The organism is Chitinolyticbacter albus, assembly GCF_024437655.1.
In the GTDB taxonomy this organism is placed as follows: domain Bacteria; phylum Pseudomonadota; class Gammaproteobacteria; order Burkholderiales; family Chitinibacteraceae; genus Chitinolyticbacter; species Chitinolyticbacter albus.
In genome coordinates, this window is record NZ_JANBVF010000004.1 from 125420 (window position 1) to 141659 (window position 16240).

Below are 16240 nucleotides of genomic sequence, written 5' to 3' on the forward strand. Positions count from 1 at the left end.
AACTCCACTTGGAGCAAGGAGAAAAAGGGGATTTGGCTGGATAGTGCAGCCTGTCTTTGTTTGCTTGGTGCTTCTGCAAACTCTGGCAGACTTGATCACCCACGCTGTTTACTCATATGCACCCCTGATCATTCGATCAGAAGTTAATTTGTCGGCTTGTCGGCCATTGCCGCGGTTAGTTGTCGCTGTTGCGATCTAAAGATCGCACGACCGTTATTCCAGTCGACGAATATACTTCCGCCCCGTTGCAAACATTAATGCCCCAGTAGACACCAGCGATCAGCCGGGGGGCGAGTCTCCGGTCTCGTCGGCGACTACCCGATTTCGCCCATTTTCCTTGGCGACATAGAGCGCTAGATCTGCTCGCTTGAGGCTGGCGTGGATGTCCGTATCGTGAGCTTGCCAAATGCCCACCCCGATGCTCACCGTCACCCCCAGGACCTGGTTGTCAGGAAGCATGATAGGGGTAGCCGCAACAGCCTGCCGGATGCGCTCGGCGACGGCCATCGCCTGCTGTCGATCGGCCTTGGGAAGGAGAGTCGCAAACTCCTCTCCGCCCATACGGGCGGCCAGATCGCCCTCGCGCAGCACTACCTTGATGACCTGAGCCATCGTGGCCAGGACTACGTCGCCGATATCGTGACCATGCTCGTCGTTGACGCGCTTGAAGTGGTCCAGGTCCAGGACCAGGACCGCTAAAGGAGTCCCCTGCTGGCGGGCCGCAGCAATAGCTTGTTCGGCTTCGTAATTGAAATGTCGCCGGTTGATCAGGCCGGTCAGGACGTCGGTGGTGGCGGCAAGCTTCAAGTGCAGCTCGCGCTTGTGGCGTTCGGAAACGTCAACTAACACCACCAGCGAGCAGGGGTCGTCGACTTCGCCGAAGTCGCCAAGATCGGTGTGGTACAACTCGGCGTGGATGGGGCCATTGCGAGACAACAACTCCACCACCACCGGCGTCACGTTCTCGCCAGCAGACAGGAGTTTGGGCAGCGTCTCCTCGCCGAATAAGGGTCTGACGGGTTGGCCGACGGCCGCCAGCGCGCCGAAGGCGTTGAGCATCGTGGCGTTGCTCATTACCACGCGGCCCTCTTGCTGACTGACCACGACGGTGGGCACAGGGGCCGATTCGATCACCTTGTGCATCAACCTCACCGAGCCGAGGAGCCGCGTCGTGGACTGCGCGTCATGTTTGAGGACAAACAGGCCCCAAATCCAGCCTGCCAGCAATATGCAACAGCTGAAGAGCGTAAGCAACGCGGACCGGCGCCACTCGGCCAGATAGTCGTCGGTACTCATGCCGACCCACAGAACCAAGCCGTCGGAAGACTGCGAGAAGGGAATGTCCCGCTTGATGAAGAGCCGATCCAGGCCATCAATCTTCGAGACGGCTCGAAAGCTGCCCATGCCTCGGGCAGGGCGCTGCTCTTCGATATACTGCCTCAGTAGCTGACCTGGATGAACCAGCTCGGGCTTCGGATCGCGCGCCAGTAAGACGCCCCTGGCATCGCTTATCGTCACGGCACGGCCAGGCCCCAGTTGTGGTGCGGCGATAATCTCGGCCAACTGGGTTACCGGTTCAATGAAGACGCCAATGGCGAACAACTCGCCTGTCGCGCTGCGTAGAGCCCACGCCATCAGCACCGCGTGCTCATTGCGGCTGTTCTTCGCGTAATGCAGCATGGCTCGGGCGTTTCGGTCGGTGCGGAAATGGGTGGCTATCTCAGCGAGTCCGCCGATGCGATTTTGCATGTCCTTCTCAGTTGCAGCGACGATCTGCCCTTGCGGATCCACTATCAAAATGTCGATGCCGGGAAATAGTTCGACATACCTGCGCTGCAGCGCGAGCAGCGTTTCGCTGCAAATTGGCTGGCACGGTGAGCTAGCGCTTGCGGAATCCGGCGGAAATTGGTCGAGTATGGTCCGCGCGAGCGTCCGGTTCTCCGCGAAGAAGCGATACATCGCTTGATCAATATGATGCGACGTATCGACGAGGTGGGAGTAGGTGCGGCTCTCAGTGGCTTTCAAGTTCCACCAGATCTGCAAGGCGCTGATACCAATGGTCAACCACACGATGAGCGTGGCCGCCAGCGCACCGTATTTCCATTGCAGGGAGGACTTGTGCACTCCCGTGCTGAAGCCATGTCGTGCTTCCGTCTCTTTCGGCACGGAAACCCCTCCACCGCCGTTTGACAGCTCAACAGGCCAGCTTAGGTTCTGACAATGGCAACAACAAGCCTAGTGTTTCCATGACGCCATCGGGCTGAACTTGACCGGGCAACGACCACGTTGCGGCCGAGAGTTCAGCGAACTGAAGGTCCCCACAGGGGGGCGGACTTTGCCACTGGATTTGATCGACAGCTTTGGCTGAGAAGCTGCTATCCGGTCGAATAGCTTCGAACGTCCGCTTGGGGTCGGAACCGGAAGTTCACAATCCACGACACGAACTTCCGCTTTGGCCGATCAGCAGCTTCTGAAAGTGCAGATCCCATCCGAGCTGTGAGGTGTTTACGAGCACCAGAAAGGGTGCTCACGAGTGAGCAGCTTCCCCAGACTTCGTGGTGCGTCGAACGCATAAGGTCGCCTAGCGTTCAGAACGCTTACGCTTAGGCAGCCATGCCGGTGCGTGGTTTTCCTCCCCTTTGCCAAGCGCCGAAGGAGTGGAGCGAGACCTAGGCTCGCGACCGACTGAGGGTAGCCCGGAGGGCCGTAAGGCAGGGGTCGCCTTTTCTTTGGTTCGTTTCTTTTGGCGAAGCAAAAGAAATGAACCCGTCCGCCGGGCGGAACCGGCAAGTGAACACCGCGCCGCAGGCGCTAAACAGCGCTTCTTCCAGCTACATCTCGCAATAACGACAGGCTGGACATCCAGCCAAATCCCCCTCTCCCGTCAGTTTTTGATCTCCGTCAACCCCGTTCCAGTTCACCCGAACTTCCACGACAAACCACAATATATTGTGTCCATTACCTTATGGAGCACAAAGATGTTGGGTTCGGCGCTCTCCCCGCAATACCTTAGCAAACGCGATGGCCGCATTGTGCCGTTCGATGCCACCAAGATCGCCGACGCGCTGGCGCGTGCTGGCGCTGCCAGCGGCGAGTTCGATGATGAGCGCGCGGCACAGCTGGCGCTCACCGTGTGCACGCGGCTCGATGACACCGACACCGCGCAGATCGAGGCGGTGCAGGATGCGGTGGAGACGGAGCTGCTGCAGGTCGGCTACCTGAAAACCGCGCGCGCCTATATCGGCTACCGCGAATCGCACCGCCGGCTACGCGAGGACACGCGTACCGTGGTCGATGTGGCCGCCAGCATCAACGAATACCTGGAACGCAGCGACTGGCGGGTGCAGGCCAATGCCAACCAGGGTTACAGCCTCGGTGGGCTGATCCTCAACACCAGCGGCAAGGTGATCGCCAACTACTGGCTCAATCACGTCTACCCGCGCGAAATGGGCGAGGCACACCGTTCCGGCGCGATCCATATCCACGATCTGGACATGCTGGCCGGCTATTGCGCCGGCTGGAGCCTGCGCCGGCTGCTGCACGAGGGCTTCAACGGCGTGCCGGGCAAGGTGGAGGCCAAGCCGCCACGGCATTTCTCGGCCGCGATCGGCCAGATCGTCAATTTCCTCGGCACGCTGCAGAACGAATGGGCCGGTGCGCAGGCATTCAGCTCGTTCGATACCTATATGGCGCCGTTCGTGCGCGCCGATGGCCTCGCGTATGCGCAGGTGAAGCAGTACATCCAGGAGCTGATCTACAACCTGAACGTGCCGAGCCGCTGGGGCACGCAGACGCCGTTCACGAACCTCACTTTCGACTGGATCTGCCCAGAAGACCTGCGCGAGCAGATTCCCTACGTCGGCGGCGAGGAATGCCCGTTCAGCTACGGCGAGCTGCAAGCGGAAATGGACCTGATCAACCGCGCCTACATCGAGGTGATGATGGAAGGCGATGCGCTCGGGCGCGTGTTCACCTTCCCCATCCCCACCTACAACATCACCAAGGATTTCGCCTGGGATCACCCCAACAGCGCGCTGCTGTTCGAGATGACCGCCAAGTACGGCCTGCCGTATTTCCAGAACTTCGTGAACTCGGACCTGGAACCGCAGATGGTGCGCTCGATGTGCTGCCGACTGCAGCTCGATTTGCGCGAGCTACTGAAGCGTGGCAATGGCCTCTTTGGCAGCGCCGAGCAGACCGGCTCGCTGGGCGTCGTCACGCTCAATTGCGCGCGCATCGGTTTCGAGTACGCCGGCGACGAGGCCGGGATGCTGCGCCGTGTCGATCTGTTGCTGGAACTGGGCAAGCAATCGCTGGAACTGAAGCGCAAGGTGATCCAGCGGCTGATGGATGCGGGGCTCTACCCATACAGCCGCCGCTACCTCGGCACGCTGCGCAACCACTTCAGCACGCTGGGCGTGAACGGCGTGAACGAGATGATCCGCAACTTCACGCACGACGCCGAGGACATCAGCACGCCCTGGGGCCACGATTTCGCGCTGCGGCTGCTCTCGCATATCCGTGAGCGGATTACCGCCTTCCAGGAGGAGACTGGACACCTCTACAACCTGGAGGCGACGCCCGCCGAGGGCACCACTTATCGCTTTGCCCGCGAGGATCGCAAGCATTATCCCGCCATCCTGCAGGCCGGCAGTGTTGAGCAGCCTTACTACACCAATTCCACCCAGCTGCCGGTCGGCTTTACCGACGACCCGTTCGACGCGCTGGAGCGGCAGCAGGCGCTGCAGCGCCAGTACACCGGCGGCACCGTGCTGCACCTTTACATGGGCGAGGCAATCTCGTCGGCCGAGGCCTGCAAGCGGCTGGTACAGCGCGCGCTCTCCAACTACCGGCTGCCCTACGTGACCGTGACGCCAACGTTCTCGATCTGCCCCAAACACGGCTATCTGTCCGGCCACCACGAGTACTGCCCCAAGTGCGATGCGGAGCTCCTGCAAAAGCGCGCGGCCTGCTGCACCGAATAAGCGCCGCTAATAAAACCCAGCTGGCCGCGTTGCGCTCACTGGTCGTACTTCTCGTACTGCCTGCGTTTCGCGCGCCTTGCCAGCACCATTGCACTGGGTTTTGTTTGCGGCTCTAACTTCCCCCCACGAAGAGGACCTTGCGATGACCGATCTTTCCGAACAACGCCACCTGGCAAGCGACGCCCCATCGATAGAAGCCTTGCCCGACGAACTACGCACGCGCTGTGAAGTCTGGACCCGGGTGATGGGGTATCACCGGCCGGTTTCGGCCTTCAACACCGGCAAGCAGGGTGAGTTTGCCGAGCGGACGTTCTTCCGCGAGCGCTGAGGTGGACCAGGCGCTGCATTTGCACGACGAAGCCCGCCGGCCGCCCAGGCTGGCGGGCTTGGTGCCGTTTTCCGGCTGCGACTGGCCAGGCGAGCTCGCCTGCGTGGTGTTCATTGCCGGCTGCCCCTGGCGCTGCCGCTACTGCCACAACCCGGAGCTGCAGCAACGCGTAGCGCCGCCCGGCGCACCGCAATGGGATGAAATCCTGGGCTGGCTGCCGACGCGGCGCGGCCTGATCGACGCCGTGGTGTTCTGCGGTGGCGACCCGCTGGTCGAGGCGCGGCTGCCCGAGATGCTGGCGCAAGTGCGCGCGCTCGGCTTCAAGACGGCGCTGCACACCGGCGGCGCCTATCCAGTGCGATTCGCACAATGCCTGCCGCTGCTCGACTGGGTAGGCTTCGACATCAAGCATGATTTTGCCGACTACGCCGGCATCACCGGCGTGCTGAACAGCGGCGAAGCGGCACGTCGCTCGCTCGATCTGCTGCTGGCCAGCGGCGTCGCCTTCGAATGCCGCACCACTTGGCACCCCATCCTGCAGGACAACGCCGCGCTGCTGCGGCTGGCCGATACGCTGGCTACGCTCGGCGTGCGCGACTACGCCTTGCAATGTTTCCGGCCCACCGGCTGCCACGATCAGGAACTGGTGCGTCAACCCGTCGGCCTACCTGATGCGCAACTGTTGTCGGCGCTGGCCCAGCGCTTTGATCACTTCACGCTGCGCGAAGCCGCCTGAACTGCGCGTGATCTCGCCGATCTTGCGCAAGGCCACCGACTATCCTACCCGGAATGCATGCGGCGCTTTCGTCAGCGTTCAGCATGCACTATTTCACTTTCATAGCTTTACGCTATTTTCGTTCAAGCTTTAATCAATTTTTCATTTGTTCGTGCCAATCCGATACTGGGTCGTCCACCCCGCGCGGCGAGGAATGCCATGTTCATCATCACCCACATCGATTGGACTGCGCTCTGGGCGTGTTACAGCCAGACCTGATGTCGTCCAACTGCAAGCCCGCTTTTCCCCACCTGGCCCGCACCCCGGCCAACCCTCAACCCGTCAAGGAGCAAGCCCATGTCCGATGAAGCAAAGTGCCCATTCCACGCAGCCGGTGGTGGCGCAACCAATCGGGACTGGTGGCCGCAGCAGTTGAAACTCGAACTGCTGAACCAGCATTCCGAGAAGTCCAATCCGCTCGGCAGCAAGTTCAGCTACCGCGAAGCGTTCAAGCAGCTGGACTACGCCGCGCTGAAGAAAGACCTGCTGGTGATGATGACCACCTCGCAGGACTGGTGGCCGGCCGATTTTGGCAGCTACGCCGGGCTGATGATCCGCATGGCCTGGCACAGCGCCGGCACCTACCGCGTCGGCGACGGGCGTGGCGGTGGCGGTCGCGGCCAGCAGCGCTTCGCACCGCTCAACTCCTGGCCGGACAACGTCAGCCTCGACAAGGCGCGCCGCCTGCTGTGGCCGATCAAGCAGAAATACGGCCAGAAGATATCTTGGGCCGATCTGATGATCCTGGCCGGCAATGTCGCGCTGGAGTCCACCGGTTTTCGCACTTTCGGTTTCGCCGGCGGGCGCGAAGACGTGTGGGAACCGGATCAGGACGTGTACTGGGGCGCAGAGAAGACCTGGCTGGGCGGCGATGTGCGCTACGCCCACGGCTCGCCCGGTGTCGCCAAGGGCAAGGACGACGCGGTCCTGGTCTCCGAGGACGACGCCGACGGCAACATCCACTCACGCGTACTGGAAAACCCGCTCGCCGCGGTGCAGATGGGCCTGATCTATGTGAACCCGGAAGGCCCGGACGGCAATCCCGATCCGCTCGCCGCAGCGATCGATATCCGCGAAACCTTCGCCCGCATGGCGATGGACGATGAAGAGACCGTGGCGCTGATCGCCGGCGGCCACACGCTGGGCAAGACACACGGCGCCGGCCCGGCAAGCCATGTCGGCGCCGCCCCGGAAGCCAGTGCGCTGGAAGAACAGGGCTTTGGCTGGAAGAGCAGCTATGGCACCGGCAAGGGCGGCGATACCATCACTTCCGGCCTGGAAGTGACCTGGACCACCACCCCGGCGCGCTGGAGCAATGATTTCTTCCAGATCCTGTTCAAGTTCGAGTGGGAGCAGAGCAAGAGCCCGGCCGGCGCCATCCAGTGGGTGGCCAAGGGGGCCGATGCCATCATTCCCGATGCGCACGGCGGCGCACCGAAGCGGCCGACCATGCTCACCACCGATCTGTCGCTGCGCTTCGATCCGGTCTACGCGCCCATCTCGCGCCGCTTCCTTGACGACCCGCAGGCCTTCGCCGAAGCCTATGCCCGCGCCTGGTTCAAGCTGACCCACCGCGACCTCGGGCCCAAGAGCCGCTACCTTGGCCCGGAAGTGCCCAAGGAAGACCTGCTGTGGCAAGACCCGCTGCCGGCAGCAACGCTGCTGCCCAGTGCAGCCGACATTGCCGACCTGAAGGCGAGGATCGCCGCAGCCGGCCTGTCGGTTGCCGAACTGGTGTCGCTCGCCTGGGCGTCGGCCTCGACCTTCCGCGGTGGCGACAAGCGCGGTGGCGCCAATGGCGCACGCATCCGCCTGGCCCCGCAAAAGGACTGGGCGGTGAACCAGCAGGCGATCACGGTGCTGCCCAAGCTCGAAGCGATCCAGCAGGCCTCCGGCAAGGCCTCGCTGGCCGATATCATCGTGCTGGCCGGCTGTGTCGGCGTCGAGCAGGCGGCCAAGGCCGCCGGCGTCGCGATCGAAGTGCCGTTCACGCCGGGCCGGGTCGACGCCAGCGCGGGGCAGACCGACGTCGCTTCGTTTGCCAAGCTGGAACCGTTCGCCGATGGTTTCCGCAACTACCTGAAAGCCCCGTCGGCAGTGCCTGCCGAGCACCTGCTGGTGGACAAGGCCCAGCTCCTGACGCTGACTGCGCCGGAATTGACTGCACTCGTCGGTGGCCTGCGCGTGCTCGGTGCCAACTACGACGGCAGCAACACCGGCGTGTTCACCGAGCGGGTCGGCGTGTTGTCCAACGACTTCTTCGTCAACCTGCTCGACATGGCCACCGAGTGGACGCCCAACGGCGACGGCTTTGACGGCAGGGATCGCAGGACGGGCGCGGTCAAGTACAGCGCCAGCCGCGTTGATCTGGTGTTTGGCTCGAACTCGGTATTGCGCGCGCTGGCCGAGGTCTACGCCCAGATCGATGGCAAGGAGAAATTCGTCCGTGACTTCGTCGCCGCCTGGAACAAGGTGATGAACCTCGATCGTTTCGATCTGGCCTGATCCGACAGTCTTCCCACCCGCAAACGCCCGGTTCCGACCGGGCGTTTTGCCTGGCCGAATCCGAGGGTGGCCCATGATAAAATCCGCGTTTTCGCCGCAGAGTGCCAGCCATGCCCCGCCCTGATCGCATCGTCATCGCCACCCGAGAAAGCCCGCTGGCGTTGTGGCAGGCGCACCACGTGCGCGACTGGCTGCTGGCGCAGTATCCGGGACTGACGGTGGAACTCTTGGGCATGACGACACAGGGTGATCGCATTCTGGACGTGACGCTGAACAAGATCGGCGGCAAGGGCCTCTTCGTGAAGGAGCTGGAGCAGGCGCTGGCCGAGGGCCGCGCGGACCTTGCGGTGCATTCGATGAAGGACGTGCCCATGGTGCTGCCCGAGGGCTTCGCGCTGGCGGCGATCGGCAAGCGCGAAGACCCGCGCGATGCCTTCGTTTCCAACCGCTACGCCAGCCTTGCCGAGCTGCCGGCAGGCAGCGTGGTCGGCACCTCCAGCCTGCGGCGCGAAGCGCAGCTGCGCGCCAGTTTCCCGCAACTCATCGTCAAGCCGCTACGCGGCAACGTCGGCACCCGGCTCGCCAAGCTCGACGCCGGTGACTACGACGCCATCCTGCTCGCCGCCGCCGGCCTCAAGCGGCTGGGCCTTACCGCGCGCATTCGCAGCGAAATGCAGTGCGACGACAGCCTGCCGGCACCCGGCCAGGGCGCGCTGGGCCTGGAAATCCGCGCCGACCGCGCGGATCTGACCAAGCTGCTCGCGCCGTTCAACGATGCAGCCACGGCGGCCTGCGTCACCGCCGAGCGCGCGTTGTCGCGCCGGCTCGGCGGCTCGTGCCAGATTCCGCTCGCCGCCTACGCCGAGGACGACGACGGCTTTTTGCGTTTGCGCGGCTGCGTTGGCCTGCCCGATGGCAGCCGCATCGTCTACGGCGAGGCCAACGGTACCCGCGCCGCGGCCGACGGCCTCGGCCTCAAGGTCGCCGAGCTCTTGCTGACCGAGGGCGCGGCCGACATCCTGGAAGCGCTGAAGGAAACATGAGCGCGCTCGCCGGCCGTCGCATCTGGGTCACCCGCCCCTGCCAGCAGGCAACAACGCTGGCCGACCTGCTGCAAACCACTGGGGCGGTAGCGGTACAGCTGCCCTTGCTGGAGATCGCGCCGCCGCTCGATGCCGCGCCGCTGGAGGCCGCCCTGGCGCGCCTTGCCAGCTTCGATCTGGCCGTGTTCGTCAGCCCCTCCGCGCTCGACGCAGTGTTCACGCGGCTTGCCTCGCCCTGGCCGGCCCGATTGCCCGCCGCAGTGGTCGGCCCCGGCAGTGCGGCACGGGCGAGGGAGCTAGGGATCACCCGGGTGATCGCGCCAGCCGAGCGCTACGACAGCGAAGGCCTGCTGGCCGAACTCGATGCCACGCTGCCGCTACACGCGAGGCAGGTGCTACTGCTACGCGGCGACGGCGGGCGCGAGGTGCTGCCGCAGGGGCTGGTGGCGCGTGGCGCCACGCTGACCACGATCGCCGCCTACCGCCGACTTCCGCCCGCCTTCGACGAGGCCCGGCTCGTCGCCGAACTAGACGCCGGTTGCGATGGCGTCGTCATCTCGAGTTCCGAAGCCGCGCAACACTTGTTTTCCATGGTTGGAGCCACCACCCGCGAACGGCTACAATCGCTACAGTATTTTGCGCCGCACCCCAGAATCGCCGCGGCGCTGCACCAGCAAGGCGTCGGCAAGGTCGTGCTGACCGCCGCCGGAGACACCGGCATCGTCGACACCGTGTGCCGCCACTACGCCCGGATACAGTAAAACCGTGTCGTTGCAAGCCGCTCACGGTATTCCTTTGCAGCGTCTTGCGCCTTGCCACGCACCGGCACTGGCCCGAGCGCTGTCGCGAAAAGATCGTAAACAGGCTCTAACAGGTCTCAGGTACTTATGACGCAGCCACACGATACGCTCTCTGCCGCGCTCGAAGCGCCCAAACCCAAGCGCAGCTTTGCGCCCTCGATCGCCTCCGTGCTCGCGGTGATCGCCATCGCCGCCGCCGCGGGCGTCTGGCTCTACCAGCAACAGGCCACCCAAGCGATGCAGGCGGACGTGGCCCGCCAGCTGGCACAGCATGCGCAGCACGCCGCCGATGTCGCCGCGCGCGAAGCCGCGCTGACCGAGCGGCTGCGCACGCTGGAACGCGAGCTGGCACAGGTTTCCGGCAAGCAAGCGGTGGCACAGGCGCAGCAGGCGACGCTGGCCACGTTGTACGATGCGCTCACCCGCAGCGAGACGCAGCGCGTGCTGACCGATCTGGAACAGACACTGTCCTTCGCCAGCCAGCAATTGCAGCTCGCCGGCAATGTCGCCAGCGCGCTCGTCGGCCTCGAAACGGTGCAGAACAAGCTCGCCGAACTCGATCGGCCCGAGCTGATCCCGGTGCGGCAGGCCGTTGCGCGCGACGTCGACAGGCTCAAGACCCTGCCGTATCTCGACGTGGTCGGTATCTCGGCCAAGCTCGATAGCCTCGTCGGCACCATCGACAAGCTGCCGTTGGCGGTCGATGGCTACCACCACCCCGCAGCGCCATCGCCACAGGCGGATACCCGCAACTGGTTCGAACGCCTGGGCAGCGAGCTGTGGGGCGAGCTGCGCCAGCTGGTGCGCATCCGCGAAATGGATAAGCCCGAAGCGATGTTGCTCACGCCCGAGCAGGCCTTCTTCCTGCGCGAGAACGTGAAGCTGCGCCTTTTGGACGCGCGCACCGCGCTGCTGTTGCGCAACGAAGGCGCCTTCCGCGCCGATCTCAAGGCTGCCGATCTCTATCTGGCCAACTACTTCGACAACAACGCCCCCGAGACGCGCAATACCCAGCGCACGCTCGCCGAATTGTCGCAGCAGACGCTGGCCATGCAGCTGCCCAGCCTCGCAGAGAGCCTGGCCGCCATACGCAACGCCCGCGTCAGCACCCGCGAGGTGCAACCGTGAGGGCGCTCGGCTGGTTGATCGCCCTGGCCGCACTCGCGGTCGGGCTGATGCTGTTCGCGCGGGTCAACACCGGCTACGCGCTACTGTTCATTCCGCCGTGGCGAATCGAGCTGTCGCTCAACGTCTTCGTCGTGCTGCTGCTCATCGTGACCGCACTGTTCTACGGCGCGCTCAAGGTCGGCAGCGAACTGGGCGGGCTGCCGGCGCGCGTGCGGCACTACCGCGAGGCACGCCGCAACCGTGCCTCGGTGGAACTGGAACGCGAAGCGCGCATCGCCTTCTTCGAGGGCCGCTACCAGCGCGCCGAACGCCTGGCGGCCGATGCCTTCGCCGCCAGCCGCGGCCAGGAGGCGCTGGCGGTCAACGGCCTCTTGGCTGCGCGCGCGGCGCACGCGATGCGCGATTACGCGCGCCGCGACCAATATTTCGAGCGCCTGCGCGCCAAGCTAGGCCCGGCGCAACACCTGGCGCTGGCGATGACCGAAGCCGAGCTCTATCTCGACGAGCATCGCTACGACGACGCCAACCGCGCCATCGCGGAAGCGCGCGCCATCTCCCCCAAGCTCACCGCCGCGCTCAAGCTGGAGCTGCGGCTACGCCAGCGCGAAGGCAACCAGGAGGCCGTGCTGCGCCTGGTCGATCAACTGGCCAAGAGCGACGCGATCGATGCCACGCAGGCGGGCAGGCTGCGGGTGCGGGCCCAATTGGCGCTATTCGAGAGCAAGCCGCGCTCGCTCAAGGAATTGAAGGACTGGTGGGCCAAGCTGCCGGCGACCGAACGCACGGCGCCGCAGCTGGTGCTGGTGGTGGTCGATGCCTTCTGCGAGCATCAGCAACCCGAACTCGCGCGCGAAGCGATCGAGGAAGCGCTCGCTGCCGACTGGTCGGGCGAGCTGGTACTGCGCTACGGCACACTCTCGCTCGAAGGCGAACTGGCAACGGCGCAGTTGCAGCAGGCGGAAGCCTGGCTCAAGACCCGCCGCGACGACCACGAACTGTTGCTCACGCTGGGCCGGCTGTGCCGCGAACGCGCGCTGTGGGGCAAGGCGCAGACCTACCTCGAAGCCAGCCTCGCCGTACAGGCGACTGCCGTGGCGCACGCGGAACTCGCCAACCTGCTGGAAACGCTGGAACGCCCCGAAGAGGCTGCCCAGCATTACCGGCTAAGCCTGACCCTGGCACTGCAGGAACAGTCGGCACCATGACGCTGGCCCGGTCGAACCGGGCCAGTTTTCATTGCGGTGCCGCAACGCCGCGCTCCGCTCCTGACGGAGCCCAGGCTGCCCGGGCGGGCTCAGTGGATCAGTGCGACCACGGCCGGGATCTGGGCTTGCGCCGGTTGCAAAACGTCGGGCTGGTGATCGAAACGGATCCAGGCAAAGGGCTGCTGATCGCTTTGCCGGGCGAGAAAACCCGGCTTGGCGAGGGCGACCGGCAAACGGGGGGCCGGCGTGGGCTTGACGACATGCGACATGGGTATACTCCTTGGCGTAATCCAGGGCGAGCAGCGCCCGCCCCGCATCCTGCTGCAGCAAGCTCGGCGCCATGACTTGCATCCACTCAAATCTGACGGGGCCTGCTGCCGGCCCCAGGTACTGGACCGCGCAGGCAGGCACGCCCAGCATGCCGCAGGCACATGACAACGGTGCTACAGGCCTACAGGTCGGGCGCGTGCACGGCCTTCAGCAGATACTGGACGGCACCGTCCTTCACCCGGCGCTGTAGCCACCAGATCGATGCCTTCTTCAAGCTCCAGTCGAGCTCGCCGCCGGTGAGCAACAGGCTGGCCACCCGACCCAGTGCCGGCTGATGGCCGACCAGCACCACGACGCGCCCGTCGCCACGCGGCCAATCGCCCACTTCCAGATAGGCCGTGGCGCGTGCCCCGGGATTGATCCGGACGTCCACCTCGGGATGCGGTGTGAGCGCGTGTGCGGTTTCCTGGGAGCGCCGGGCGCCACTGGCCACCACGCGTACCGATAGTCCAGTCAATTGCTGGCCCAGCCAGGCCCCCATCTTGCGCGCCTGCTTGCGGCCATGGCCGGTCAGCGCTCGGGCCAGGTCGTCGTTGCCGTCCTCGGCTTCGGCATGACGCCAGAGTATGAGATCCATCAGCCGAGCGGCTTGGCCGCCAGTTCGGCCAGCAGCATCGCCTGCGCCGAGCGCTCCTTGGCGCCGCGCGTCGGCTTGCGACGATAGCGTCCGTCCGACAGCATTTCCCAGGCCTGGACGTTATCGACCAGGTAAGGACGCAGCGATTCGCGGATCACCCGGCGCTTCACCTTGGGGTTGATCGCCGGGAAGGCGATCTCGATGCGGCGGAACAGGTTGCGGCCCATCCAGTCCGCACTGGAGAGATACACGTCCTCGGCGCCGTCGTTGTAGAAGTAGTAGACGCGATGGTGCTCGAGGAAGCGCCCGATGATGGAGCGCACCTTGATATTGTCCGACAACCCCGGAATCCCCGGGCGCAGCGCGCAGACGCCGCGCACGATCAGGTGGATGGTCACGCCGGCCTGGCTTGCCTCGTAGAGCTTGTCGATGATGGTCGGCTCCAGCAGCGCGTTCATCTTGGCGATGATCACCGCCTTGCGACCGATCTTGGCGTGCGCGATCTCGCGCTCGATCGCCTTGATGAAGTTGGGCTGCAGCGTGAACGGCGCCTGCCACAAGGCGTTGTGATCACCGGCGAGGCCCAGACCCGTCAGCTGCATGAACACGTCGTTCACGTCGCTGGTGATGTCCTCGTTGTCAGTCATCAGGCCGAAATCGGTGTAAAGCTTGGAAGTGCGGGGATGGTAGTTGCCGGTGCCCACATGCACGTAGCGCTTCAACTTGCCATCCTCGCGTCGCACGATCAGCAGCATCTTGGCGTGCGTCTTGTAGCCGTAAACGCCGTAGACCACGTGCACGCCGGCGCGCTCGAGCTTGGCGGCCCAGTTGATGTTGGCTTCCTCGTCGAAGCGCGCCATCAGCTCGACCACCGCCGTCACTTCCTTGCCGCGCTGCGCCGCTTCGGCCAGCGCATCCATCAGCGCCGATTCGCTGCCGGTGCGGTACACGGTCATCTTGATCGCGACCACGTGCTGGTCGCGCGCCGCCTGCTGCACCAGGTCGATCACCGGGGTGAAGCTCTGGTACGGGTGATGTAGCAGCACGTCGCCATGGCGGATCGCGGCGAACAGGTCGGACTGCTTGCGCAGCTCCACGGGTAAGCCGGGCATGAACGGTTCGAACTTGAGATCAGGCCGCTCGACCTGGTCGGGCACCTGCATCAGCCGCACCAGGTTCACCGGGCCGTTCACGCGGTAGACGTCGCCGTCCTCCAGCTGGAACTGCTCCTTCAGATATTCCTGCAAGTGGGTCGGCAGGTTGTCCGCTACTTCCAGCCGCACTGCGTCGCCGAAAGGACGCTGGCTCAGTTCGCCTTCCAGCGCGGCACGCAGATCCTTCACGTCTTCGTCATCGACGGTGACGTCCGAATCGCGGGTGACGCGGAACTGGTAGCAACCGAGCACGTGCATGCCGGCGAACAGCTCGTCGACATGGGCATGCAGGATGGACGACAGGAACACGAAGCCGTGTTCCACGCCGCTGACCTCCTGCGGCATCTTCACGAAGCGCGGCAGGATGCGCGGCGCCTGGACGATGGCCATCTCGGCATTGCGCCCGAACGCGTCGCGCCCTTCGAGCTCGATAATGAAGTTGAGCGACTTGTTGAGGATACGCGGGAAGGGGTGCGACGGATCGAGCCCGATCGGCGTCAGCACCGGCATCAGCTCGCGGAAGAAGAAATCGCGAACCCACTCGCGTTGCGCGTCGGTCCATAGGCTGCGGCGGAAGAAATGGACGCCTTCCTTGACCAGCGCCGGGAACATCACCTCGCGCAGCACCCGGTATTGGTGCTCGACCATCTCATGCGCATCGGTCGAAATCAGCTCGTACGCCTGATGCGGCGTCAGCCCTTCCGGCAACAGCCGCGTCGGATACTGGCGGACATTTTCTTTGAGCCACGCCATGCGCACCTCGAAGAACTCATCGAGGTTGCTGGACACGATGCACAGGAACTTCAATCGCTCCAGCAGCGGATTGCGCGCGTCCTCAGCCTGCGCCAGCACGCGGCGATTGAATTCCAGCAGGCCCAGCTCGCGGTTCAGCATCAGCTGGTTGTCGGCGGGTTTATGGCTCATAGGGTCCTTCTTGCTTGCATATCGGAGCGCAATGCGGTCCGGACTGGCGTTAGGCCTGCGGCGGCACGTAGCCGGCGACCTGATCGGCGCCGCCGCCAAAGAAATAGTTTTCCAGCTGCTGTTGCAGGTACTGGCGCGCGCGCGGATCGGCCAGGTTGAGACGGTTCTCGTTGATCAGCATGGTCTGGTGCTTCACCCAGGCGCCCCACGCTTCCTTGGAGACACTCTCGTAAACACGGCGGCCCATTTCACCGGGCAACGGCGGAAAATCCAGCCCTTCGGCCTCGCGACCCAGTTTGACGCATAAAACGGTACGGCTCATGACGATCACTCCAGCGAACGCTATTTAATGACAAAAATATTGCACACACGTGACAGGTGAGACGATCAGGCGTTCACCTTGCCCAGGCGCAGTCCGATTGTACCGCCCCTGCCACGCCGCCGCGCGCAACAAAAAGCCCGCGCCAAGCGCGGGCTGCGGTGTAG

13 protein-coding genes are annotated in these 16240 nt (G+C 64.4%); 8 read left to right on the forward strand and 5 right to left on the reverse strand.

Features of this window, described 5'->3' with window-relative positions:
* Positions 1-279: 279 nt before the first annotated feature.
* On the reverse strand, positions 280-2166 hold the full coding sequence (locus tag NLI84_RS19115; RefSeq protein WP_255988122.1) for a sensor domain-containing diguanylate cyclase: 1887 nt from the start codon (positions 2164-2166) through the stop codon (positions 280-282).
* A gap of 812 nt (positions 2167-2978) precedes the next feature.
* On the opposite strand from NLI84_RS19115, the gene NLI84_RS03150 reads away from it, so the two are divergent.
* The 8 genes from NLI84_RS03150 (at position 2979) to NLI84_RS03185 (ending at position 12769) form a co-directional block, all read left to right on the forward strand.
* Positions 2979-4985 (forward strand): ribonucleoside triphosphate reductase, encoded by a 2007-nt coding sequence (locus NLI84_RS03150; protein ID WP_255988124.1) that lies wholly within the window; start codon positions 2979-2981, stop codon positions 4983-4985.
* A gap of 142 nt (positions 4986-5127) precedes the next feature.
* Positions 5128-5313 carry an anaerobic ribonucleoside-triphosphate reductase gene (gene nrdD / locus NLI84_RS03155; RefSeq protein ID WP_255988126.1) on the forward strand — a complete coding sequence of 62 codons (186 nt, stop codon included), beginning with the start codon at positions 5128-5130 and terminating at the stop codon, positions 5311-5313.
* Position 5314: 1 nt separating this feature from the next.
* Positions 5315-6049 carry an anaerobic ribonucleoside-triphosphate reductase activating protein gene (locus tag NLI84_RS03160; RefSeq protein WP_255988128.1) on the forward strand — a complete coding sequence of 245 codons (735 nt, stop codon included), beginning with the start codon at positions 5315-5317 and terminating at the stop codon, positions 6047-6049.
* A gap of 336 nt (positions 6050-6385) precedes the next feature.
* Positions 6386-8593: a catalase/peroxidase HPI gene (gene katG, locus NLI84_RS03165; RefSeq protein WP_255988129.1), complete on the forward strand. Its 2208-nt coding sequence runs from the start codon at positions 6386-6388 to the stop codon at positions 8591-8593.
* 110 nt (positions 8594-8703) lie between these two features.
* On the forward strand, positions 8704-9636 hold the full coding sequence (hemC, locus tag NLI84_RS03170) for a hydroxymethylbilane synthase (RefSeq protein WP_255988130.1): 933 nt from the start codon (positions 8704-8706) through the stop codon (positions 9634-9636).
* Positions 9633-10397 carry a uroporphyrinogen-III synthase gene (locus NLI84_RS03175; RefSeq protein ID WP_255988131.1) on the forward strand — a complete coding sequence of 255 codons (765 nt, stop codon included), beginning with the start codon at positions 9633-9635 and terminating at the stop codon, positions 10395-10397. The genes hemC and NLI84_RS03175 overlap by 4 nt, the downstream gene beginning before the upstream one ends.
* 126 nt (positions 10398-10523) lie before the next feature.
* The gene (locus NLI84_RS03180) at positions 10524-11564 is read left to right on the forward strand and encodes a uroporphyrinogen-III C-methyltransferase (protein ID WP_255988132.1); all 1041 of its coding nucleotides are present in this window, start codon (positions 10524-10526) and stop codon (positions 11562-11564) included.
* Positions 11561-12769, forward strand: coding sequence for a heme biosynthesis HemY N-terminal domain-containing protein (locus tag NLI84_RS03185; protein WP_255988133.1), 1209 nt, complete (start codon positions 11561-11563; stop codon positions 12767-12769). Before NLI84_RS03180 ends, NLI84_RS03185 begins: the two co-directional genes overlap by 4 nt.
* An 89-nt stretch (positions 12770-12858) precedes the next feature.
* Here the strand turns inward: NLI84_RS03185 and NLI84_RS03190 are convergent, their stop codons facing one another.
* The 4 genes from NLI84_RS03190 to NLI84_RS03205 form a co-directional block, all read right to left on the reverse strand.
* Positions 12859-13038 carry a hypothetical protein gene (locus NLI84_RS03190; RefSeq protein WP_255988134.1) on the reverse strand — a complete coding sequence of 60 codons (180 nt, stop codon included), beginning with the start codon at positions 13036-13038 and terminating at the stop codon, positions 12859-12861.
* 182 nt (positions 13039-13220) lie between these two features.
* Positions 13221-13676, reverse strand: coding sequence for a SixA phosphatase family protein (locus NLI84_RS03195; RefSeq protein ID WP_255988135.1), 456 nt, complete (start codon positions 13674-13676; stop codon positions 13221-13223).
* A complete protein-coding gene (gene ppk1, locus NLI84_RS03200; RefSeq protein ID WP_373316872.1) occupies positions 13676-15754 on the reverse strand; it encodes a polyphosphate kinase 1 in 2079 nt (692 codons plus the stop codon). The genes NLI84_RS03195 and ppk1 overlap by 1 nt, the downstream gene beginning before the upstream one ends.
* 49 nt (positions 15755-15803) lie before the next feature.
* Entirely contained in the window at positions 15804-16076 is a 273-nt protein-coding gene (locus NLI84_RS03205) for an oxidative damage protection protein (protein WP_255988137.1), read from the reverse strand.
* Positions 16077-16240: the final 164 nt, after the last annotated feature.

Excerpts from the sequence above, each read along its gene's own strand:
- hemC (WP_255988130.1), top strand. The coding sequence starts at position 8,704 with ATGCCCCGCCCTGATCGCATCGTCATCGCCACCCGAGAAAGCCCGCTG.
- NLI84_RS03180 (WP_255988132.1), top strand. The coding sequence starts at position 10,524 with ATGACGCAGCCACACGATACGCTCTCTGCCGCGCTCGAAGCGCCCAAA.
- NLI84_RS03195 (WP_255988135.1), bottom strand. The coding sequence starts at position 13,676 with ATGGATCTCATACTCTGGCGTCATGCCGAAGCCGAGGACGGCAACGAC.
- katG (WP_255988129.1), top strand. The coding sequence starts at position 6,386 with ATGTCCGATGAAGCAAAGTGCCCATTCCACGCAGCCGGTGGTGGCGCA.
- NLI84_RS03150 (WP_255988124.1), top strand. The coding sequence starts at position 2,979 with ATGTTGGGTTCGGCGCTCTCCCCGCAATACCTTAGCAAACGCGATGGC.
- NLI84_RS03205 (WP_255988137.1), bottom strand. The coding sequence starts at position 16,076 with ATGAGCCGTACCGTTTTATGCGTCAAACTGGGTCGCGAGGCCGAAGGG.
- NLI84_RS03190 (WP_255988134.1), bottom strand. The coding sequence starts at position 13,038 with ATGTCGCATGTCGTCAAGCCCACGCCGGCCCCCCGTTTGCCGGTCGCC.
- ppk1 (WP_373316872.1), bottom strand. The coding sequence starts at position 15,754 with ATGAGCCATAAACCCGCCGACAACCAGCTGATGCTGAACCGCGAGCTG.
- NLI84_RS03175 (WP_255988131.1), top strand. The coding sequence starts at position 9,633 with ATGAGCGCGCTCGCCGGCCGTCGCATCTGGGTCACCCGCCCCTGCCAG.
- nrdD (WP_255988126.1), top strand. The coding sequence starts at position 5,128 with ATGACCGATCTTTCCGAACAACGCCACCTGGCAAGCGACGCCCCATCG.